Origin of the sequence: Gordonia alkanivorans NBRC 16433, from assembly GCF_000225505.1 — a bacterium.
Classification (GTDB): Bacteria; Actinomycetota; Actinomycetes; order Mycobacteriales; family Mycobacteriaceae; genus Gordonia; species Gordonia alkanivorans.
On record NZ_BACI01000002.1, the window covers coordinates 113,810 to 134,410 of the forward strand.

The 20,601-nt window shown below is 68.0% G+C and carries 19 protein-coding genes and 1 riboswitch; of the genes, 8 read left to right on the forward strand and 11 right to left on the reverse strand.

Annotated elements, in window-relative coordinates:
• Positions 1 to 60: 60 nt before the first annotated feature.
• From GOALK_RS00545 to GOALK_RS00555, 3 genes are read right to left on the reverse strand one after another with little or no spacing between them, the layout of a single operon-like run.
• Positions 61 to 846 carry an adenosylcobinamide-GDP ribazoletransferase gene (locus GOALK_RS00545; RefSeq protein ID WP_040003902.1) on the reverse strand — a complete coding sequence of 262 codons (786 nt, stop codon included), beginning with the start codon at positions 844 to 846 and terminating at the stop codon, positions 61 to 63.
• 25 nt (positions 847 to 871) lie between these two features.
• Entirely contained in the window at positions 872 to 2,650 is a 1,779-nt protein-coding gene (gene cobT, locus GOALK_RS00550) for a nicotinate-nucleotide--dimethylbenzimidazole phosphoribosyltransferase (protein WP_006356825.1), read from the reverse strand.
• A gap of 3 nt (positions 2,651 to 2,653) precedes the next feature.
• Positions 2,654 to 3,337 carry a DUF3043 domain-containing protein gene (locus GOALK_RS00555; RefSeq protein ID WP_006356826.1) on the reverse strand — a complete coding sequence of 228 codons (684 nt, stop codon included), beginning with the start codon at positions 3,335 to 3,337 and terminating at the stop codon, positions 2,654 to 2,656.
• 149 nt (positions 3,338 to 3,486) lie between these two features.
• On the opposite strand from GOALK_RS00555, the gene GOALK_RS00560 reads away from it, so the two are divergent.
• The 4 genes from GOALK_RS00560 (at position 3,487) to GOALK_RS00575 (ending at position 6,735) form a co-directional block, all read left to right on the forward strand.
• Positions 3,487 to 4,557: a glycerate kinase family protein gene (locus GOALK_RS00560; RefSeq protein ID WP_006356827.1), complete on the forward strand. Its 1,071-nt coding sequence runs from the start codon at positions 3,487 to 3,489 to the stop codon at positions 4,555 to 4,557.
• 220 nt (positions 4,558 to 4,777) lie between these two features.
• Positions 4,778 to 5,131: a HesB/IscA family protein gene (locus GOALK_RS00565; RefSeq protein WP_006356828.1), complete on the forward strand. Its 354-nt coding sequence runs from the start codon at positions 4,778 to 4,780 to the stop codon at positions 5,129 to 5,131.
• Positions 5,132 to 5,252: 121 nt separating this feature from the next.
• Complete coding sequence (locus GOALK_RS00570; protein ID WP_187346541.1) at positions 5,253 to 6,224, forward strand: carbohydrate kinase family protein; 972 nt, start codon at positions 5,253 to 5,255, stop codon at positions 6,222 to 6,224.
• A 117-nt stretch (positions 6,225 to 6,341) separates the two neighbouring features.
• Positions 6,342 to 6,409, forward strand: a riboswitch (guanidine-III (ykkC-III) riboswitch).
• An 11-nt stretch (positions 6,410 to 6,420) separates the two neighbouring features.
• Positions 6,421 to 6,735: a DMT family transporter gene (locus GOALK_RS00575; RefSeq protein ID WP_035752779.1), complete on the forward strand. Its 315-nt coding sequence runs from the start codon at positions 6,421 to 6,423 to the stop codon at positions 6,733 to 6,735.
• Between the two features lie 36 nt (positions 6,736 to 6,771).
• Here GOALK_RS00575 and asnB read toward each other — a convergent pair whose 3' ends face one another.
• Positions 6,772 to 8,697 carry an asparagine synthase (glutamine-hydrolyzing) gene (asnB, locus tag GOALK_RS00580; RefSeq protein WP_006356831.1) on the reverse strand — a complete coding sequence of 642 codons (1,926 nt, stop codon included), beginning with the start codon at positions 8,695 to 8,697 and terminating at the stop codon, positions 6,772 to 6,774.
• A 332-nt stretch (positions 8,698 to 9,029) separates the two neighbouring features.
• Here asnB and ctaC point away from each other — a divergent pair, with 332 nt between their 5' ends.
• Together ctaC and GOALK_RS00590 are read left to right on the forward strand one after the other, a co-directional pair.
• Positions 9,030 to 10,118, forward strand: a complete 1,089-nt coding sequence (gene ctaC / locus GOALK_RS00585; protein ID WP_006356832.1) for an aa3-type cytochrome oxidase subunit II — start codon at positions 9,030 to 9,032, stop codon at positions 10,116 to 10,118.
• A 2-nt stretch (positions 10,119 to 10,120) separates the two neighbouring features.
• Positions 10,121 to 10,537, forward strand: a complete 417-nt coding sequence (locus tag GOALK_RS00590; RefSeq protein WP_005200127.1) for a cytochrome c oxidase subunit 4 — start codon at positions 10,121 to 10,123, stop codon at positions 10,535 to 10,537.
• A 66-nt stretch (positions 10,538 to 10,603) separates the two neighbouring features.
• Here the strand turns inward: GOALK_RS00590 and GOALK_RS00595 are convergent, their stop codons facing one another.
• The 5 genes from GOALK_RS00595 to ctaE form a co-directional block, all read right to left on the reverse strand.
• Positions 10,604 to 12,118, reverse strand: a complete 1,515-nt coding sequence (locus GOALK_RS00595) for a bifunctional phosphatase PAP2/diacylglycerol kinase family protein (protein WP_081474294.1) — start codon at positions 12,116 to 12,118, stop codon at positions 10,604 to 10,606.
• 135 nt (positions 12,119 to 12,253) lie between these two features.
• Positions 12,254 to 13,876 carry a cytochrome bc1 complex cytochrome b subunit gene (gene qcrB, locus GOALK_RS00600; RefSeq protein ID WP_006356834.1) on the reverse strand — a complete coding sequence of 541 codons (1,623 nt, stop codon included), beginning with the start codon at positions 13,874 to 13,876 and terminating at the stop codon, positions 12,254 to 12,256.
• A complete protein-coding gene (gene qcrA, locus GOALK_RS00605; RefSeq protein WP_006356835.1) occupies positions 13,873 to 15,030 on the reverse strand; it encodes a cytochrome bc1 complex Rieske iron-sulfur subunit in 1,158 nt (385 codons plus the stop codon). The genes qcrB and qcrA overlap by 4 nt, the downstream gene beginning before the upstream one ends.
• Positions 15,027 to 15,878: a cytochrome bc1 complex diheme cytochrome c subunit gene (gene qcrC / locus GOALK_RS00610; protein WP_006356836.1), complete on the reverse strand. Its 852-nt coding sequence runs from the start codon at positions 15,876 to 15,878 to the stop codon at positions 15,027 to 15,029. Before qcrC ends, qcrA begins: the two co-directional genes overlap by 4 nt.
• A gap of 91 nt (positions 15,879 to 15,969) precedes the next feature.
• On the reverse strand, positions 15,970 to 16,581 hold the full coding sequence (ctaE, locus tag GOALK_RS00615; protein WP_075864057.1) for an aa3-type cytochrome oxidase subunit III: 612 nt from the start codon (positions 16,579 to 16,581) through the stop codon (positions 15,970 to 15,972).
• 168 nt (positions 16,582 to 16,749) lie between these two features.
• Here ctaE and GOALK_RS00620 point away from each other — a divergent pair, with 168 nt between their 5' ends.
• Entirely contained in the window at positions 16,750 to 17,247 is a 498-nt protein-coding gene (locus GOALK_RS00620) for a hypothetical protein (RefSeq protein WP_006356838.1), read from the forward strand.
• A gap of 11 nt (positions 17,248 to 17,258) precedes the next feature.
• Positions 17,259 to 18,335, forward strand: coding sequence for an anthranilate phosphoribosyltransferase (trpD, locus tag GOALK_RS00625; protein ID WP_006356839.1), 1,077 nt, complete (start codon positions 17,259 to 17,261; stop codon positions 18,333 to 18,335).
• On the opposite strand, the gene GOALK_RS00630 is transcribed toward trpD, so the two are convergent.
• Positions 18,332 to 18,610 carry an Lrp/AsnC family transcriptional regulator gene (locus GOALK_RS00630; protein ID WP_005200119.1) on the reverse strand — a complete coding sequence of 93 codons (279 nt, stop codon included), beginning with the start codon at positions 18,608 to 18,610 and terminating at the stop codon, positions 18,332 to 18,334. The two genes, trpD and GOALK_RS00630, sit on opposite strands and share 4 nt — an antisense overlap.
• On the reverse strand, positions 18,607 to 20,472 hold the full coding sequence (locus tag GOALK_RS00635; protein WP_006356840.1) for a DEDD exonuclease domain-containing protein: 1,866 nt from the start codon (positions 20,470 to 20,472) through the stop codon (positions 18,607 to 18,609). Before GOALK_RS00635 ends, GOALK_RS00630 begins: the two co-directional genes overlap by 4 nt.
• Positions 20,473 to 20,601 lie beyond the last annotated feature (129 nt).

Consider the following 20,601-nt stretch of genomic DNA (forward strand, 5'->3'; position numbering starts at 1 on the left):
CAGACGTTTCTGGCGCCACGATCCGCTGATCGTGGCGCCAGAACCATTCTGGGCGGCGATTCAGATGAGCAGGCCGACGAGGGCGAGGGCGACACCGAGTTCGATGGTCGCCCCCAGCACGTCGCCGTTGAGACCGCCCATGCGTCGCGCGCAGTGCCGCGTGAAGACCCACGCGAACACCACGACCGCGAGAACGACGACGAGCGCCTGTACCACCGCGGCGGCGTCGAATCCATTGTCGCGCAATCCGATCGGGACCGTGGCTACGGCGGCGAGAAGACCCCACACCGAGATCGACAACCGCTGCGTGCCGGCGACGAGGGCGCCGAAGCCGTTCGGATGAGCCGGGGAGATCGATCGCCGGGTACCGACCACAGCTCCCAGCCGTCCCAGGGCAATGGCGAAAGCGAGCTCGTACCAACGGGATTCGCTGACGAGGCCGGTCGACCCGGCGGCCTGTACGCCCAGTGTGAGCACCAGGGTCGCGACGCCGAACGGACCGACCGTGCCGCTGCGCATGACCTCGGCGATCCGCTCCGGCGGTCCGTAACAACCGAGTCCGTCGGCGGTGTCGGCCAGGCCGTCGAGATGCATTCCCCGCGTGAGCGCCGCGGTCAGGACGACGACGAGAGCGCCGATGAGTGCGGTGGGGAGGTCGGTGAACGACACCCCGAACGCGAGGGCCGCCGCTGCGGCACCCACCACGATGCCGACGACGGGGAGTGCGGACATCACCGCACCGCCCACCGCGCGATCCGGTGTCTCCTCCGCATCGGCCCCCGTACCGACGGGGAGGACGGTCATCCAGCTCAACGCGGTCCGGACCGCCCGCAGCGGCGACGTCATCGCGCGACCGGACATGTCGTGGGTGTCAGGACGACTCGGCGGCTTCGGGAACGGCCGCGTCGTCGCGGTCGGTCACCCCGGCCTCGGCGAAGGTCGCCATCGAGATGAGGATGTCGGCGGCCGACTGCACGACCGGCAGCGCCAGGACCGCGCCACTGCCCTCGCCGAGGCGCATCGACAGGTCGAGGACCGGTTCGAGATCGAGGTGATCGAGCGCGATCTGATGCGCGGGCTCCACCGAGCGGTGCCCGGCGATCCACCAGCGCATGGCGCCGGGTGCGAGTTCGTTGGCGACCATCGCGGCCGCGGTGATCACGACGCCGTCGAGGATGACGGGCGTGCGCCGGAGCGCGGCCTGCGCGAGGAAACCCGCGGTGGCCGTCAGGTCGGCGCCACCGACGGCGGCGAGGAGGGCGAGCGGGTCGTGCACGACCTTGCGGGCCCGGCGCATGCCGTCGCGGATCGCGGCGGTCTTCCGCATCCAGCCGTGGTCGTCGACACCTGTTCCGCGCCCGACGATCTCGACCGGCTCGCGTCGCGTGAGCGCACCGATCAGGACGGTTGCCGGGGTGGTGTTGCCGATGCCCATCTCGCCGGCGATCAGCAGGTCGCTGCCGGAGTCGATGAGCCGATCGGCGATCGCCCGGCCGGCGGCCAGCGCCGCGCGGGCCTCGGCGAGGGTGATCGAGTCGGTGGTGCGTAGATCCTCGCTGCTGCGGCGGACTTTGAACGTCGAGAGATGGGGAGATGTGTCGGCGTCGACGGACATGTCCACGACCATCACCGTGGCTCCGACACGAGCGGCCATCACGTTGACCGCGGCGCCACCCGAGGAGATGTTGGCGACCATCTGCGCGGTGACCTCGGGCGGGAACGCCGACACACCGCCGCGCGCGACGCCGTGATCGCCGGCGAAGACGGCGACGCTCGGCGAGGTGATCGGCGCGGGCGGGCACTGCCCCTGGCACGCGGAGATCCAGACCCCGATCTCCTCGAGGCGTCCCAGCGAACCCGGCGGCTTGGTCAGCGTCTTCTGGCGCTCGCGGGCCTCGAAGGCGACCGCCTCGCTCGGGGGCGTGATCGGTCCGAAGACCTCGGCGTCGGTGGGATCGGGGAGCTCGGCGGCGGTCGTGACGGGTGTGGGCTCGTCGACAGGTCCGGGCGTGACCGGGGCGGGAGTCGCCACCGGTGCCGTCGGGACCGGCGCGACGGCGGGTGCGGGTGCCGCGGAAACCGTTGCACCGGTGTGGTCTTCGGCAGACGGGTCGGCGGGCAGGTCGAGTACGCGGCCGGCGACCACGAGAGACACCCGGTCGCACGCCTGTGCCACCGCCGAGTTCAGAGTGCCCAGCAGGTCCTGGAACAACCGGCCCGCCGGCGTCGGGGGAACCAGCGAGAGCCCGACCTCGGAACTGATCAGCACCACGTCGGCGTTCATCGCCCGCAGCGAGTCGCAGAGTTCGGTGATGTCGGCGTCGAGGTCGATCCCCGAACCCGATTCCCAGCCGTCGACGGCGTCGATCCGCGCGGTGAGCCAGCTGCCGAGGTCGTCGACCAGGGCCGGGATGTCGGGTGCCGCGCGGAGGGCCTCGGCGAGGTCGGTGGTCTCGATTGTCGTGTAGCGGGCGTCCCGACGCTGCCTGTGCGTGTTGACCCGCGCCGTCCACTCGGCGTCGGACGTGGTCACCGGACCGGTGGCCAGGTACCGGATCTGCTGATGCGCGCGGAGCAGCGACTCGCCGTGGGCGGATTTACCCGAACGCACACCGCCCAGGACGAGTGTGCGCGTAGCGCGATCGGCCATCGATCAGACTTCGTCGCCGCGCGACACCGAGGGCTTGGGCGCACGCATCTTCCGGAGCTGCATCGCACGGGTGAACGCGTACCAGCCGAGCTTGAAACCGCCGTCCTGCGAGTCGGGATAGCGTTCGGCCACACGGCGATTCACCAGACGGCCCAGGATGAAGCCGTCGACGGCCATCAGGACGACGAAGGCGACGAGGATCAGGTTGGTGAGCGCGGCTGCCTGCGGAACCATGAACATCAGCACGATCAGCAGGATCGCGAACGGCATGAACAGGCCTGCGAAGTTGCGGCGCGCGTCGACGATGTCGCGGGTGTAACGACGGACCGGGCCCTTGTCGCGAGGCATGAGGTAGGCCTCGTCGCCCTCCATCATCCGCTCGCGCTGCTCGAGGCGCTTGGCGCGGCGCTCCGCGGCGAGCTGCTTCTTCTCGTCCTTGGAGAGCGTGTTCTTCAGTTCCTTCTTGCGCGCGCGGGCCTCGGACCGGGTGGTCGGCGGCGGCGCGACGGGCCCACGGCGCTTCTCGGCCTCACGACGCTTGGGGGTCGGGCGGCCCTTTCCGGGGGTGGTCTTGCTGCCCTTGGCCGGCGCGGAGTCCTCGGTGGCCGCGTCGTCGGCGGCGTACGTGGTCACCGTGCTCTCGCCGGATTCCTCCGACGTCTCGTCCTTCTTCCATGGCAGCTTCACGCCTACGAGGGTAGGTGATCGTGGTCGCGGTCGAAACGCGTGGTCGTCGCTTTTCGGTGGACCCTCGCGGGCGCCCGAATCGGTCACCCTGCCGGGTGGCCACGGCGCTCCTATACTTCGTGCTCATGACCCGGGACGGAAGTCGGCGTTTGCGCATCCTGATCGCGCCGGACTCCTTCGGCGACACCATGTCCGCCGTCGTGGCCGCGAACGCCATCTCCCGCGGCTGGGCGGCCGCCCGGCCCGACGACTCCCTCGTCCGCGCACCGCAATCCGACGGCGGTCCGGGGTTCGTCGACGTCCTGGCCTCGCGATTCGGCACCCTCGTCACCGAGGACGTGCACGGTCCGCTCGGCGCGGGCGTCACCGCGCGCTGGCTCTTCGACGCCGCGTCGTCGACCGCATACGTCGAATGCGCCCAGGCCTGCGGTCTTCATCAACTGGGCGGCCGGCCGACCCCGCGGACCGCGGTCGCCGCCACCACACACGGTGTCGGCGAACTCGTCGCGGCGGCCCTGGCGCGCGGCGCACGACGCCTCGTCGTCGGACTCGGCGGCAGCTCCACCACCGACGGCGGCGCGGGACTCGTCGACGCCCTCGGCGGCCCGGAAGCGGCGCGCGAGCGACTCACCGGGGTCGAGATCGTCGTGGCCTCGGATGTGGAGAATCCGCTGCTCGGTGCGCTGGGTGCGGCCACGGTGTTCGGGCCGCAGAAGGGCGCCGACCCCGAGACCGTCGAACTCCTCGAGAAGCGGCTCACCGAGTGGTCGGTCACACTGAACGAGCTCGCCGGACGGGACATCACCGCCGACGCCGGTGCGGGTGCCGCGGGCGGGCTCGGCGCCGCGCTTCTCGCCCTGGGCGGTGGTCGCGTGTCCGGGGCGACCGTCGTCGCCGACGCCACCGACCTGACCGACGACGTCGCGGCCGCCGACCTCGTCATCACCGGCGAGGGCAAGTTCGACGCCCAGACACTCCGCGGGAAGGTCGTATCGGCCCTGCACCACGCCGCGTCGACATCGGGCGCAGGGGGTGCCGGCGCGCGGACCCTGGTACTCGCGGGACAGGTCGCGCTGTCCCCGGCCGAGGTCGAGGAGGCCGGGATCGCGGGTGCGCACGCCATCGTCGACGTCGCCGGTTCGGTCGAGGTCGCGATGAGCGACGCCGAGAACCAGCTCGTGAAGCTTGCGGAGGCGGTTGCCGGCTCTTTCGCAAGGTGATTTTCTCCTGCCGGTCGGGCAGGCGACGAGCGTGCGACGAGCCGCATGGAAACCAGGTCCGAATAGGCGGGAATAGTCCTGGAAGGAGTACGGTTGTACGCACGGGCACAACCGGTCGACCTCCCGGCGAGCGGGGTGTTTCCCGATCATGCGCGGGCAGAGGGCTCCGCGACGTGATCGGACCACGTCACACCGGGACCACACCACTACAGGAGCATCAATGACCGTGCAGAACGAAACGAGCACTGCCACCGGCATCATCCTGAGCGACGCAGCCGCCGCCAAGGCCAAGGCACTGCTCGAGCAGGAAGGTCGCGACGACCTCGCGCTGCGCATCGCCGTGCAGCCGGGTGGATGCGCTGGTCTGCGCTACCAGCTCTTCTTCGACGATCGCACCCTCGACGGCGACATCACCTCGGACTTCGGCGGCGTCACGCTGGCCGTCGACCGCATGAGTGCTCCCTACGTCCAGGGCGCCACCATCGACTTCGTCGACACCATCGAGAAGCAGGGCTTCACCATCGACAACCCGAACGCCACCGGCAGCTGCGCCTGCGGTGACTCGTTCAACTGAGTCGAACACGTCTTCCGACACCGGCCGTATCCCGATTCGGGATGCGGCCGGTGTCGTGTGTCGGGGGAGTGGGTAGCGTGGACAGCTGTCCGACCAACCAACCGAAGGGCTGAGAACGCCAGTGGCAATCGTTGTATGCGGCTCCATCGCAACCGACCATCTGATGAAGTTCCCCGGAAAGTTCTCCGAGCAGCTGCTCGGCGATCACCTCGAGCACATCTCTCTCAGCTTCCTCGTGGAGGACCTCGTCGTCCGGCGCGGCGGCGTCGGGGGCAACATCTGCTACGCCATGGGCCAGCTCGGCGGTAACCCCGTGCTCGTCGGCGCGGTCGGCTCGGACTTCCACGACTACCGCAAGTGGCTCGAGTCCAACGGCGTCGACTGCCGTGGCGTCCGGGTCTCCGAGACCCATCACACCGCTCGCTTCATGTGCACCACCGACGAGACGATGGCGCAGCTCGCCACGTTCTACGCGGGCGCCATGAGTGAGAGTCGCGACATCTCGCTGGCCGACGTCATCGCCGAGACCGGGACGCCGGAACTCGTGCTGATCGGCGCCGACGACCCGGCGGGCATGCTCAGCCACACCGAGGCCTGCCGTGCCGCCGGTATCCCGTTCGCCGCCGATCCCAGCCAGCAGCTCGCCCGCCTCGACGGCGAACAGGCCCGGACGCTCATCGAAGGTGCCGACTACCTGTTCACCAACGAGTACGAGTGGGGCCTGCTGCGCCAGAAGACCGGCCTGTCCGAGACGCAGGTCGCCGAGATGGTCGGCGTGCGCGTCACCACCCTCGGCAAGGACGGCGTCGAGATCGTCGAGCGCGACGGTACGAGCATCCACGTCGGGGTGGTCCCGGAGACCGAGAAGGTCGACCCGACGGGCGTCGGCGACGGGTTCCGCGCCGGCTTCCTGTCCGCGCTGTCCAAGGGGCTCGGCTTCGAGCGCGCCGCTCAGGTCGGCTCGATGGTCGCCGTGCTGGTGCTCGAGACGGTGTCGACGCAGGACTGGTCCTGGGACATCGAGTCCGCACTCGCCCGTATCGAGGGTGCATACGGTGCCGAGGCCGCGGCGGAGATCAAAGCCGCCTTCTGAGAACCTCTTTCGGAACGGGTGGCGCGGGCTTCGGCCTGTGCCACCCGTTTTCGTCGTTTCCGCCGGCGGTGACCGGTCTGACATTGCCGTCGTGATCGACGGTGTGCCAACGTGGAGGCAGAGTCCGTTCTACTGGACTCCCGGACGAGGGGTGCTGTACCCGGTGTGCGACAAGACGGCCCGCAGGGAGGCTGTCATGTCATGGTTGATCCTGGTGCTGTCCGGTGTCTTCGAGGCCGTCTGGGCCACCGCGCTCGGCAAGTCCGAGGGATTCACCAAGCTCGCGCCGTCCGTGGTCTTCTTCGTGGCACTCGCCATCAGCATGGCCGGTCTGGCATACGCGATGCGCGACCTGCCGGTGGGTACCGCCTACGCGGTCTGGGTCGGCATCGGCGCGGTGCTGACCGTCGTCTACGCGATGTTGACCGGTGAGCAACCCGTTTCGCTGATTCAGGCGCTGTGCCTGGTGATGATCGTCGGTGGCGTGGTCGGCCTCAAACTGGCCCACTGACGCGTTCTCCGGGGCGCTTTTCGGCGAGGCGCGGTACTAGAGGCGGACCGGGTACGTGTGGTCGACGATGTCCGGCACGATCGTGCCCTCGACGAAGATCCCGTGCCAGATCATGAAGATCAGCACCGTCCACAGACGACGGCTGTTGTCCACCACGCCTTCCCGGTGCTCGTTGAGCATCGCGATGACCGCGTTCTTGTCGAAGATGTGGTCGGTCTGGCTCTTGACGATCGTGTCGTGGGCCCAGTCGTACATCTCGGTGCCGGCGAGCCAATGGCGGATCGGGACCGGGAAGCCGAGCTTCTTGCGGTGCAAGACGTGCGCCGGGACGATCTGCTCGAGCGCCTTGCGCAGGGCGTACTTGGTGGTGCCGTGCGCGATCTTCTCGTCGTGGGGGAGGCGCTCGGCGACCGCGAAGACCTCGGGGTCGAGGAACGGAACGCGGAGCTCGAGGGAGTTGGCCATCGTGATCTTGTCGGCCTTCACCAGGATGTCGCCGCGCAGCCACGTGAAGAGATCGAGGTGCTGCATGCGGGCCACCGGGTCCCAGCCCTCGCTCATCGCGTAGATCGGGGCGGTGACGTCGGTGTGGGTCCAATCGGGGCGGTAGTCGCGCAGCACCGCGCGGAGCCGCGCATCGTCGAAGCTGCGGGCGTTGCCGTAGTAGCGCTCCTCGAGGGTGAGCGAACCGCGGTGCAGCAGGCTCTTGCCGCGGGTGCCCTCCGGGATGCGGTCGGAGATCTTGCCGGCCGCCCGGCGCAGCGGGCGGGGGAGACGGTCGAACGCCGCGAGGGAGAGCGGTTCCTTGTAGATGGTGTAGCCGCCGAACAGTTCGTCGGCGCCCTCACCCGACAGCACGACCTTGACGTGCTTGCGTGCCTCGGCCGCGACGAAGTAGAGCGGGACCAGGGCGGGGTCGGCGACCGGGTCGTCGAGGTACCACACGATCGAGGGCAGCGCCTCGATGAACTCCGACGGTCCGACGACCTTCACCACGTGCTTCGCGCCGATCGCCTCCGCCGACTCGGCGGCGACGTCGACCTCCGAATAGCCCTCGCGCTCGAAGCCGGTGGTGAAGGTGATCAGGTCGGGGTTGTGGCGGATCGCCAGCGCGGCGATGGCCGTCGAGTCGATGCCGCCAGACAGGAACGAGCCGACGGTCACATCGGCACGCATGTGCTTGGCGACCGAGTCCGCCAGGACGTCGGCGATCTCGTCGTAGCGCTTCTGACGTGTGGCGTCGGTGAACGGCTTCACGCCGAACTGCGGCGTGAAGTAGCGGCGGATCGACAGCGGGCCGCCGGGGGAGGCGGTCGCGTGGCAACCCGACTCGAGCCGGCGGATCGACGCGTGAATGGTCTCGGGTTCGGGGACGTACTGCAGCACGGTGTAGTGCTCGACGGCCCGCGGGTCCAGGTCCTTCGACAGGCCCACGCGTTCGATGAGCTCGAGGAGTGACTTCTTCTCGCTGCCGAAGACGAGTCCGCCCGGACCCGACGCGACGAACAGCGGCTTGATGCCGAACGGATCACGCGCGAGGAACAGCGAGCGATTCTCGGTATCCCAGATGGCGAACGCGAACATGCCGCGGAGACGGCGCACGGCGTCGGGACCCCAGTGGTGAAAAGCTGCGACGATGGCTTCGCCGTCGCCCTCGGTGCGGAAGATCGCACCCTCGTCCTTGGTGAGCTCGGCGCGGATCTCCAGGTAGTTGTAGATCTCGCCGTTGAAGACCAGGGCGTACCGGTTCGGGTTCTCCGGCGGGCCCCAGCGCAGCGGCTGGTGGGAGTGCTCGATGTCGATGATCGACAGGCGGTTGAAGCCGAAGACGATGTTCTCGTCGTGCCAGGTGCCGGGCTCGTCGGGGCCGCGATGCCGCATGCAGTGCGAGGCCACCGCCACCGCGTCGACGACCTCGGCGGCCGTCCGGTCGGAAGTCAGAAGGCCGAGCAGACCACACACGTTGGCTTCTCCCCAATCTCGTCGCGAGCACAGGTCCCGACGGGCGTCGGGTCGCGTCCGAGTATGCCTGAGCCACCAGCGGGATTCCGACCTGGAGGGCTCGGACACGACCGGATCAAACCCCAATCACGAAAGCTTCTCCCGGTTGGTCTACGCTGCGTAGTACTAGGTGCAAGGCTCTCGTCGTGTGTCCACGGCGGGTACTTGCCCTTGCAGGTCATGTGGCATGCACTCACTGCGGCGCGAGGGCGCCGGTGAGCGAGCAGGAAGGCGTGAAATTGGCACACGGTGGACGGCCCCGAGCGCGGCGTGTCTCATCCGCGTCGCAGACGATGAAGCGACTGGGAATCGTCGTCGCTCTCGGACTCGGCGCACTGCTGATGTCGGGATGTGACGCCAATGAGGCGATGCGTTTCGGTTGGCCCGAGGGCGTCACGCCCCAGGGTAAGAAGATGGTCGATCTCTGGACCTGGTCCGTCATCGCCGCACTCGTGATGGGCATTCTGGTCTGGGCCCTGATCTTCTGGACGATCACGTTCCATCGTGCGAACGACGCCAAGAAGGGCGTCTTCCCGCGTCAGACGGCGTACAACGTCCCGTTGGAGCTCACCTATACGGCCATCCCGTTCGTCATCATCGCGGTGCTGTTCTACTTCACCGTGATCGTGCAGAACGACGTCGAGGGCAAGAACGACGACTCCAAGGTCGTGGTCGATGTCACGGCGTTCCAGTGGAACTGGAAGTTCGGTTACAACAAGGTCATCTTCAGCGACGGATCGACCTACGACGGCTTCGAGGCCGCGGGTAACCCGTTCCAGGTCCAGGAGCAGGCCGGCAAGGCCGTCGCCGAGCCCGAGGTCGAGGGTGAGCACGGTGGCGAGCTGCCCGGCCCCGCCGGCGGCCGTGACGACGACATCCGCGACTACCTGAAGTTCGACAAGATCGAGACCCTCGGATCGTCGACGGAGATCCCCGTCCTGGTGCTTCCGACCGGCAAGCGCATCGAGTTCAACATCGCCTCGGCCGACGTCGTCCACTCGTTCTGGGTACCGGAGTTCCTGTACAAGCGCGACGTGATGCCGTTCCCGAAGGAGAACTCGACCGACCCGATCTTCCAGATCGGCTCGATCGACCGGACCGGAGCATTCGTCGGTCGCTGCGCCGAGATGTGCGGCACCTACCACTCGATGATGAACTTCGAGGTCCGCGCGGTCTCTCCCGAGGACTTCGACAGCTACATCCGTTTCCGTCAGTCGAACCCCGAGGCCACCAACGCCGAGGCGCTCGCGTCGATCTGCCAGGCTCCGGAAGCCGTCACCACGGTTCCCTTCGACAGCCGCCGCAAGTCCGACGGTTCGGTGACCGCATCCGGCAACCCGGATGACCCGACCCTCGCCAACTGCACCAAGAAGGAGAGCTGACGATGAAGATCGAAGCCCGACTCTTCGAGATGTTGACAGCCTTCTTCGCGCTGACCGGTGTCGCGTACACCCTCTTCACCGCGTTCACCAGCAAGGGCATCGAGTGGGTCGGCGTCGTCGGCCTGTTCTTCGCAGCGGGCCTGACGCTCATCGCCGGCACGTTCTTCCGGTTCGTGTCGCGGCGCGTCGAGATCCGCCCCGAGGACTACGAAGATGCCGAGATCGAGGACGGCGCCGGCGAGCTGGGCTTCTTCAGCCCGCATTCCTGGTGGCCCATCCTGATCGCCCTCGGCGCCTCCACCTTCGCCGTCGGCTTCGCCTCCGGCAACTGGTGGCTCGCGATCTTCGCGGCCGTGGCGATCATGGGTGCTGCCGCCGGTCTCGTCTTCGAGTACCACGTCGGTCCCGAGAAGCACTGAGCGCTCGCAAGAACCAGTACAGACGACGCCCCACCTCCAGGGTGGGGCGTCGTCTTTTTGTCTGTGTCAGCGGCTTTGGGGGACCGTCGGATCATCGGCGCACGGGACGTACACCTTGAGTCTGCGGTAGTCCACACGAAAGTGGGCGTCGGTGAAGCTGTCCTCGACCTCACCGTCGTGGGACACGGCCACCGGGCCGCCGACGGCGGTGAACCGGAATTCGGGGACCTGCATCTCGTGGTACAGCCGGGAGCGCTCGAGACGGCCGGCAGCGAGAGATCCCAAGAGCCGCAGAGTCGCCCAGCGGTGACCGGTCTCCAGGATCCGGACGTCGAGCAGGCCGTCGTCGAGCCGTAGGCGCCGCGTGGGGAGGAATCCCGTGGGCTGGTAGATCGAGTTGCCGATCAGGAACAGGGAGACGTCGAGGATCCGTCCGTCGACCTCGATGCAGACGTGGGCGTCCTGGCGGATCACCCGGAAGATCGCGGTGGCGGTGGCGAGCGGACGGCTGATGCGATGCCGGAGACGCTCCCTGATTCGCACGAAATGCGGGTACGCGCCGATGCTCGCCGTGTTCAGGATCAGCCGGGAGTCGTTGAGCCACACCGCGTCGACCCGGGACACCGAACCGGTGGCGATGGCACCGACGGTGTCCTCGACCGTGCCACAACCGATGTCGCGCGCGAAGTGGTTGAAGGTACCGGCCGGGAACACCGCGAGCGGCAGGTCCGCGTCGATGGCCGCGCGCGCCGCACAGGCGGCCGTGCCGTCTCCGCCGGCGACGCCGAGGATCGACGCGTGCGCCGCGGCTTCGGCGAATACCGTTGCGACGTCGTCATCTTCGCCGAGCTCGACGATCTCGACCGCGGGAAGGGCGTCCCGGATGTCATCCAGAACCCGACGACCCCGTCCGTCCGACGAGGCAGGGTTCACGACCACGACGAGACCGGCGCCGTCCGGGCGCGGCTCCGCCTCGACGACCGTCGGGTCGGCGAGAGATATCGACGGGCGGGTGATCGGGGGTACGACCCGGGTTCCCAGTGTCGCGACCGTGGCACCGATTCCGAGCCCGACCACGACATCACCGGGGTAGTGGGCGCCGGTCGCGACGCGGGAGAGTCCGACGAGGCCGGCCAGCGCCGACAGCAGCAGACCTGCGGGCGGACTCTCGACAGCCACCCCCACCGCGAAGGCTGCGGCGCTGGCGGAGTGTCCGGAGGGAAACGAGCTCGACGTCGGTTGCCGACGTCCGCGACGAGGGACCGGAATGAGCCCCGGAGAAGGACGTGCACGGCGTCGAATCCGCTTGGCGCCCTGATTGGTCACGAGACTGGTGACGGCCAGCGAGGCCACTCCTCGGGCGGCTCCCCGCTGGAGTGACGGCCGGCCGGAGACGGCCAGACCGGCTGCGATCGCCATCCAGAGTTTCGAGTGGTCGGCAGCATGGGTCAGCACCGGCATCGTCTTGTCCAGCAGCGGGCTCGGCGACCGGGCGATCGTGTCGTAGATCTCGGCGTCGAGAGTGCCCATCCCGCGGGTGATCTGGGACAGGCCGGAACCACGATGTCGTAACCGGCGCATGGTGTCCACCGTGCCACATCCGCGCCGTGTCCGTCGGAGCCGACGGGCCCGGCATGGTGGGGGAGGGGAGCGGGACAAAACAGCGGGCCGCCGTGCACCTGATGGTGCGCGACGGCCCGCTGTCTCGTGTGGTTACTACTCGTCGAAGGGATTGCCACCCTTGGCCTGGAGATCGCGAAGAGCCTTGCGCTCCGCAGCCTCGAGCTCGTGCTCGACCTCGACGTGGCGCAACTGCTCCTCCGGCGGGTCGGCGGTCAGGATCGAACCCGTACCCGGGGCACCCGCGGAGCCGAGCTTGTTCATCCGCTTCGGCAGTGCGGCACCCTCGTAGGGGAGCGGGATCGGGTGACCGTGGCTGTCGACCGGGCCGAGCGGCTGGTGCAGCTCGATGTACTCACCCTGCGGCAGGCGCTTGATGATGCCGGTCTCGATGCCGTGTGCCAGGACCTCGCGGTCGCTGCGCTGCAGCGAGATCGCCCAGCGGTATGCGATGAAGTACACCAGCGGCGGCAGGATGATCAGACCGATTCGACCGATCCACGTCGTCGCGTTGAGCGAGATGTGGAACTTGAACGCGATGATGTCGTTCATGCACGCCAGCGTCAGCAGGATGTAGAACGAGAACGCCATCGCACCGATCGCGGTACGCACCGGGGTGTCACGCGGACGCTGCAGCAGGTTGTGGTGAGCGTCGTCGCCGGTGAGCCTCTTCTCGATCCACGGGTAGGCGAACATCAGACCGAACATGATGGTCATGATCAGGACGACCCAGTTCGACATCACCACGGTGTAGTTGCCGAGGTACAGCTCCCATGCCGGGAACAGACGGATCAAACCGTCGGTCCATTGCATGTAGATGTCCGGCTGCGAGCCTGCTGACACCTGTGCCGGGTTGTACGGGCCGATGTTCCAGACCGGGTTGATCTGGAATATGCCGGCCATGATGGCCAGCACACCGGTGACGAAGGCGAACATCGCGCCGGCCTTGGCCGCGAACACCGGCATGATCCGGACACCGACGACGTTCTTCTCGGTGCGGCCGGGGCCGGGGAACTGCGTGTGCTTCTGGTACCAGACGAGCGCCAGGTGAGCGCCGATCAGAGCCAGGATGATGCCCGGGAAGAGCAGGATGTGCAGCACGTACAGGCGCGGGATGATGATGTCGCCGGGGAAGTCCCCGCCGAACAGCGCCCAGTGAATCCAGGTACCGACGACCGGGATGCCGAGGACGATGCCGCTCATCGCGGCGCGGACGCCGGTGCCCGAGAGCAGGTCGTCGGGGAGCGAGTAGCCGAAGAAGCCCTCGAACATGGCCAGGATCAGCAGCAGGCAGCCGATGATCCAGTTGGCCTCACGCGGCCGGCGGAACGCACCGGTGAAGAAGATGCGCGCCATGTGGATGATGATCGACGCGGCGAACAGCAGTGCTGCCCAGTGGTGGATCTGGCGGACGAACAGGCCACCGCGAACCTCGAAGGAGAGGTCCAGGGTGGTCTCGTACGCCTTGGTCATCATGACGCCGTTGAGCGGCTGGTACGCGCCGTCGTAGACGACCTGCGTCATCGACGGATCGAAGAACAGCGAGAGATAGACACCCGAGATCAGCAGGATGATGAAGCTGTAGAGCGCGATCTCACCCAGCATGAACGACCAATGGGTGGGGAACACCTTGTTGATCTGGCGACGCATACCCGCGGCGAGGTGATACCGCGAGTCCACTTCCTCGGCTTGTGTGCCGAGACGGTCTGCGATGGTCATGACTTACGCTCCCAGAATGCCGGTCCGACGGGCTCGATGAAGTCGCCTGCCGCAACGAGGTAACCCTCGTTGTTCACCGTGATCGGCAGCTGTGCGAGAGCGCGGGCAGCCGGTCCGAAGATCGGCTTGGCGTACTCGAGCGCGTCGAACTGCGACTGGTGGCAGGGACACAGGATGCGATTGCTCCGCTGCTCGTACAGCGAGGCGGGGCAACCGAGGTGGCTGCAGACCTTGGTGAAGGCGAAGTAGTCACCGTAGTTGAAGCTCTCCTGACCCTGGCGCTTGATGGCGCGGGCCGCGTCCTCGGGACGCAGGCGGATGAGCATGACGGGGTTGCGGACCTCGTGCAGGCTCTCCATCAGCGCGTGACGGGAGTGCTCGGTCTCGCCGAACCCGTTGGAACGACGCCACGGGAAGACGGTCTCCATGCCGCCGGCGTCGAGATCCTCGGGACGGACCAGGGCGACCTGGTACGGATTGCCCGTGTCGCGACGCAGGTAGATCGTCTCGTTGGGGTCGGCCTTCGAGTTGTAGATCGGCGACCAGCCCGAGTGCCACAGGGGAGAGTTCTCCCGCTCGGCCCACGGGTTCTTGATGAAGCCACCGAGGAAGGCGACGAGACCGGTCAGCGCGAAGGCGCCCAGACCGAAACCGGCCGAACCGATGAGCATCTTGCGACGACCCAGGGTCGAGGTGGTGCCGGTGTCCTGCAGGAGTCCGACGATCGTCTTCTTGTCGATCTCGGCCGAACCGCCGTCGTGGCGGTCCTGGACGGAGATCTCCGACGGGATGAACTTCTTGGTGATCAGGATCATCGCGATGCCGATGGCGAGCACCGAGAGACCGAACGTCGCGCCGAGAAGCGGCGTGTTGAACGTGTACCACCAGTAGTTCGGGTCGTCCGGAAGGGCGAATTCCCAATGGTTGAACAGGAAGATGCCCAGGCAGGCGAGGGCGGAGATGCCGGCGATCGTGAACCAGATCGCGACCTGGCGCTCGGCGCGCTTCTCGACCTTCGTACCCGGCTCGGGGTACCGCTCGGCCCGATGGATGATCTCGACACCGTCGAGATTGGTACCGAGTTTGACGAGCTCCTCGGTGCTCATCTGCTCCAGTTCGTCCCTCGACGGGACGTCCTTGTCACTGCCGCTCATGCTCGAGATCCCATCCACATGGCGCCTGCGACGATGGCGATGACGCCGACAAACCACATCACCATGCCCTCGCTGACCGGCCCGAAGCCGCCCAGTCCGAGTCCGCCGCTGGGCTGGGCCTCGGTCACGTACTTGACGTAGGCGATGATGTCTTTCTTTTCCTCCGGATTCAGCTGCCGGTTCGAGAACTTGGGCATGTTCTGCGGGCCGGTCAGCATCGCGGTGTAGATCTGCGCCTCGTCGACTCCGTCGAGCACGGGTGCGTACTTACCCGAGGACAGGGCGCCGCCACGACCGGTGAAGTTGTGGCAGGACGCGCAGTTGAGGCGGAACAGCTCACTGCCTCGACCGATGCTGTCGCCGCGGAGTGAACTCGAGGCGACCTCGCCGTTGGCGTCACGCGGGACCTGCGGTCCGCCGCCCTCGGCCTGGATGAAGGCGCCGAGCTGGTCGATCTGTTCGGTGGTGAACTTGGCGGGCTTGCGCTGCGCCTGTGCCTCACCACGCGCGGCCGGCATACGGCCGGTCGACACCTGGAAGTACACGGCGGCATCGCCGACGCCGAGCAGTGCGGGACCACGATCGACGACACCTTGGAGGTTGGCGCCGTGACAGGTGATGCACGAGGTCTCGTAGAGCTTGCGGCCGTCGTTGATCATCGCGGCGTTGCTCTCGTCGGCCACCGCGACCTGGGGGTCGGGGGTGAGAACCGAGGCGAGCACACCGGCCATGACCAGACCGGCCAGCAGCACGATGGTACCGCTTGCGCGGCGACGGAGCTTGCGTCGGGCCTTGGCGCGGCGGGTGTCGGTGCCGCTGTCCGACGGTCGCGGTGGAGATGAACTCATCTGTGACTCTCTACTAAGCGGGACGGAGTGGAGATCTAGAGCGAGCTGCGCTCTGAGGTGGCGGATCGCGCGTCGCGCGGGGTCGACGGGGTCATCGGATGAAGTAGATCGTGACGAACAGTCCGATCCAGACGATGTCGACGAAGTGCCAGTAGTAGGAGACAACGATTGCGGCGGTTGCCTGCGCCGGGGTGAACTTCGAGAGCTTGGTGCGGATGAGCAGGTAGACGAAGGCGATCAGTCCGCCAATGACGTGGAGGCCGTGGAAGCCTGTCGTCATGTAGAAGACCGAGCCGTACGCATCCGAGGCCAGGGTCGTGCCGTGGCCGACGAGCACGGTGTACTCGTACGCCTGACCGAGGACGAAGATCGTGCCCATGATGAGGGTGATCACGTACCAGCGGCGGAGGCCGAAGACGTCACCGCGCTCAGCGGCGAAGACGCCCATCTGGCAGGTCACCGACGAGAGGATCAGCACCGTCGTCACCGGGATGGCGAGGGCGAGATTCAACTCGGTCGGTGGCGGCGGCCACCCGACGGCGGAGTTGGCCCGGGCGACGAAGTACATCGCGAAGAGGCCAGCGAAGAACATGAGCTCACTGGACAGCCAGACGATCGTGCCGACGCTGACCATGTTGGGCCGGTTCAGCGAGTGCACGCGCGAGGTTATCGCAGTCCCTGAGGTACCTACAGCGCTTGTCACATGTGAAGTATGACGGTTCGTAGTAAGCGGTGGCCACCCGGGTCGGATATTGGGTTCGCCTTTTTATTCCGCTGCAGGTCGGGGGCCATGTCATGTCGTCTCCGGCGTGTCCGCACACCCTCTCCGACGCTCTGTTCCCGTCCATGACGCGGTGGCTACGGTGAGTTCATGTCGAGTTCGGATTCCTCCGGTCCCCGCGACCTCAACGGGCGGGTCGTCGCCCGGGGTCGCCTGGCGCGCCTGCGATCCCGGCTGCGGGGCGGTGGCGGCACCGGCCCGCTCGGGCTCGCCGACGACGTGGTGGTCGTCGCCGGCTCGGACGACGACGCGATCGCCTCGTCGACGGCCCTCGACGCGTCGTCGTGGCGGGCCGAGGAAGAGGTCATCCTCCGCCACGATCTGGAGGTGCCCGCGGATCGGCTCGCCGACGCCGCCGCGGTGGCCGCTCTCGACGGGTACGAGGTGGTCGACGACGAGCGTTGGGGGCCGCGGCCGCAGACCGTCGACGATCGGCTCGAGGTTCTCGTCTTGGCGCGGGTCCAGTTGCTCGACGCCATGCATCTGTCCCAGGAACGGTCCCGGATGGCGAGTCTGGGCTCCCGCCACGGCGGAATCGCACGACGATGGTCCGTACTGCAGCGTCCGCCGGGCGGGGCGGGGCACTAGGCTCTCTGCCTGTGAGTACCGCACAGTCTGCCTTCACCTGGCCGCAGATCCTCGGCAAGATCACCGATCGCATCGACCTGTCCGCCGAAGAGGCGGGGTGGGCGATGAACGAGATCATGACCGACAGCGCCAGCGGCGCCCAGATCGCCGCCTTCGGTGTCGGCGTGAAGATGAAGGGCGCGGCGCCCGGCGAACTCGTCGGGCTGGCGCAGGCGATGCTCGACCATGCGACGCTCGTCGAGGTGAGCCGTCCGGCGGTCGACGTGGTCGGCACCGGCGGCGACCGGTCGCACACCGTCAACATCTCCACGATGACCTCGATCGTGATCGCGGCCGCCGGAGTCCCGGTCGTGAAGCACGGGAACCGCGCGGCGTCGTCGAAGAGCGGCGGTGCCGACGTACTCGAGGCGCTCGGGGTGGACATCACCCTGTCGGCCGACGCGGTCGCGCAGTGTGTGGAGGAACTGGGCATCGGGTTCTGCTTCGCGCCGGTGTTCCACCCGGCCTTCCGGTTCACGGGGCCGCCGCGCAAGGAGATCGGCATCCCGACCGTGTTCAACGTGCTCGGACCGCTGACGAATCCGGCCCGGCCCACCTCCGGCCTCATCGGCTGCGCCTTCGCCGACCTCGCCCCGGTTCTCGCCAGCGCGTTCGCCGATCGCGGCGGCTCGGCTCTGGTGGTGCGCGGCGACGACGGCCTCGACGAACTCACCACGACCACCACCTCGACGGTGTGGCAGGTCGTCGGCGGCCAGGTGTCCCAGCTCAGCATCGACCCGGCCGATCTCGGCATCGCTCGCGTGGAGCTGTCCGCGCTGCAGGGCGGCGATGCGGTCGCGAACGCTGCTATCGCGCGCGAATTGTTCTCGGGGACAACAGGTCCCGTACGCGACGCGGTGTTGCTGAACTCCGCCGGCGCGATCGTGGCGTTCGAACAGCAGGGCCCGATGACCTCGGTCGAGCTGACCGAGGCGCTCGGCGCCGCCAAGGATCGCGCCGCCGACGCCATCGACTCGGGTGCGGCGGCGGCGCTGCTCGACCGATGGGCCGCGCTCAGCACTCAGCTGGGGGCGGCCGCCCGCGGTTAGTTCTCGCCGATCGAGAAGCCACCCTCCACGTCCGAGCTGGAGTAGCTGCGGAACGCGATGTGGGTGGCGGACTTGAGCACTCCGGGCAGTCGGTTGATCTGCCCGGTCACCACGGATGCGATGTGCTCGTGATCGCGGACGCGGATCTTCGCGATGAGGTCGACGTCGCCCGCGCAGGAGTACACCTCTTCGACGCCGGCGATGTCGGCCACGGCCTGAGCGGTCTCCGGGATCTGGTGGATGTCGGCCTGGATGAGGACGATGGCAGTGATCATGGCGCAAGCCTAGTGGCCACGAGCTCGCGGATCGGCGAGTGCTGCGCCGCCCGTGGTGTCCGGTGCACAACGGCGCGGGCTACGGAGCGGGCGTCTCGCGCGGATTGTGACCAGCCGCGCCGGCGTTCGGCGCAACCCGCCGGGAGTGCCACGGGATCAGTGGTGGACACGATGCGGGCCCCGGGTTCGGTCATCCACCGATAGATCAGTGCGACCTCCTCGGCCGGGGCTCCGCGCAGCGGCCCGGGCTCGGGGATGACCGTCTCGGCGGCGGCGACGAGAGCGTCGACGACCGGCATGGGGGAGACGCCCCGCCGTGCACGCCCGGCCGCCGCGAGCCGTCCGTGACGGACGACGGCGAAATGCCAGCCGCGCTCCTCATCGGGACGGGCGACGACGATTTCGGCGATCGCGCACAGTGCGGCCAGCCGCTGACACCGCGCCAGGGCGTCGATGGTCAGCGCGAGCCGGTCGCGATGGCGGGCGGCGGTCTCGAACATCTGCGCCTCGGAGAGTTCGGCGAGGCGCGCGGTCAGCTCGTCGAGGAGGTCGTCGGTCTCCCCGCGCATCAGCCGGCGGGCCGCGGTCACGCGCGGCAGGTAATCCGGGACGGTCTGGGGTTGCGCCGCGGCGGCATGGCATCCCCCGGGCTGACGGACGCCATCGGGAGTGGGGCACCAGTGGTACCCGGTGGCGCCGAGGCGCTTGGTGCACGTGCGCAGTCCGGCGGCCGCGGCGATCACGTCGGCCACCGTCGCCGCGTTGTTGCGGTTGCCCACCGGACCGATGGATTCGTCGGTGGGCGTGCGGCTCACCTTGAGGCGCGGGAAGCGCTCCTCGGTGAGCGTCACCCACCATCCCTTGTGGGGCTGCGTCGAACGCCGGTTGTAGGCCGGCGCGTGGGCAGCGAGCAATCGCAGCTCGCGGACGGCCGCCTCGAGCGCGTGAGAACACTCGACGACGTCGACGCGCTCGGCCAGCAGGACCATCTCGGTGATGCGGCGTCGGGGATCGCTGCCGGAGAAATAGGAACGGACGCGGCGTCGGAGGTCCACCGCGGTGCCGACATAGAGGACCTCGTTCGACGGTCCGCGGAAGAGATAGACGCCCGGCCGCGCGGGCACACGGTCGGCCATCTGACGTTTGGCCCGCAGGCGCGGATCGGTGCGCGGCAGATAGGAGGTGAGTTCCCCGACCGTCGAGATGCCCTGATTCCCGACGCGCTCGAGGAGACGGTGGAAGACCTCGACGGTGGCGCGGGCGTCGTCCAGGGCCCGGTGGGTCGGACGGACCGAGACGTCGAAGAGTTCGGCGAGTGCGCTCAGCTTGACCGTGGGCGCCTCGTCGCGGGGCAGGATGCGACGGGCCATCGTCACGGTGCAGAGGCTGAGGCTGAACGGCCAGTCCAGGTGGAGCCGGAGGGCGTTCTGCCGCAGGAACCCCATGTCGAAGCGCGCGTTGTGGGCGACCAGGATCGCGCCGCGGGCGAACTCGAGGAACGAGGGCAGCACAGATTCGATCCGGGGGGCGTCGGTGACCATCGCCGTCGTGATCCCCGTGAGCGTGACGATCTGCGGAGGGATGGGCCGGCCGGGATCGACGAGGGTGGCGAACTCGCCGATCACCTCGCCGCCGCGGATCTTCACCGCGCCGATCTCGGTGATGCGGTCGCCTGCGGGATTCGAGCCGGTGGTCTCGAGGTCGACGACGACGAGCGTGGTGTCGAACAGAGCGCGATCGCTGAACTCGCTCGACATGGCGTCGCCGCCGGTGGCCTGGTCGGCGGCCTCGAGATCCGCGAAGGTCAGCTGTCCCGAGATCACCTGTCCTGCGGCTGCACCGCCACCATCCCTGCGCGTCACGAGGCGAACATTAGTTCGACGCACCGACACGGCGGATGTGACACCCCGATCGTTCGTTCCGTTTCGGTCCCGGGGCCGCGGCGCGGACGTACGCCGACGTCACCTGTTACTCGTGTGACGCATGTGTCG

Coding starts and splice junctions, on each gene's coding strand:
- GOALK_RS00545 (WP_040003902.1), bottom strand. CDS start 846: ATGACGTCGCCGCTGCGGGCGGTCCGGACCGCGTTGAGCTGGATGACC.
- cobT (WP_006356825.1), bottom strand. CDS start 2,650: ATGGCCGATCGCGCTACGCGCACACTCGTCCTGGGCGGTGTGCGTTCG.
- GOALK_RS00565 (WP_006356828.1), top strand. CDS start 4,778: ATGACCGTGCAGAACGAAACGAGCACTGCCACCGGCATCATCCTGAGC.
- GOALK_RS00575 (WP_035752779.1), top strand. CDS start 6,421: ATGTCATGGTTGATCCTGGTGCTGTCCGGTGTCTTCGAGGCCGTCTGG.
- ctaC (WP_006356832.1), top strand. CDS start 9,030: ATGAAGCGACTGGGAATCGTCGTCGCTCTCGGACTCGGCGCACTGCTG.
- GOALK_RS00590 (WP_005200127.1), top strand. CDS start 10,121: ATGAAGATCGAAGCCCGACTCTTCGAGATGTTGACAGCCTTCTTCGCG.
- GOALK_RS00595 (WP_081474294.1), bottom strand. CDS start 12,118: ATGCGCCGGTTACGACATCGTGGTTCCGGCCTGTCCCAGATCACCCGC.
- qcrB (WP_006356834.1), bottom strand. CDS start 13,876: ATGACCATCGCAGACCGTCTCGGCACACAAGCCGAGGAAGTGGACTCG.
- qcrA (WP_006356835.1), bottom strand. CDS start 15,030: ATGAGCGGCAGTGACAAGGACGTCCCGTCGAGGGACGAACTGGAGCAG.
- qcrC (WP_006356836.1), bottom strand. CDS start 15,878: ATGAGTTCATCTCCACCGCGACCGTCGGACAGCGGCACCGACACCCGC.
- GOALK_RS00620 (WP_006356838.1), top strand. CDS start 16,750: ATGTCGAGTTCGGATTCCTCCGGTCCCCGCGACCTCAACGGGCGGGTC.
- GOALK_RS00630 (WP_005200119.1), bottom strand. CDS start 18,610: ATGATCACTGCCATCGTCCTCATCCAGGCCGACATCCACCAGATCCCG.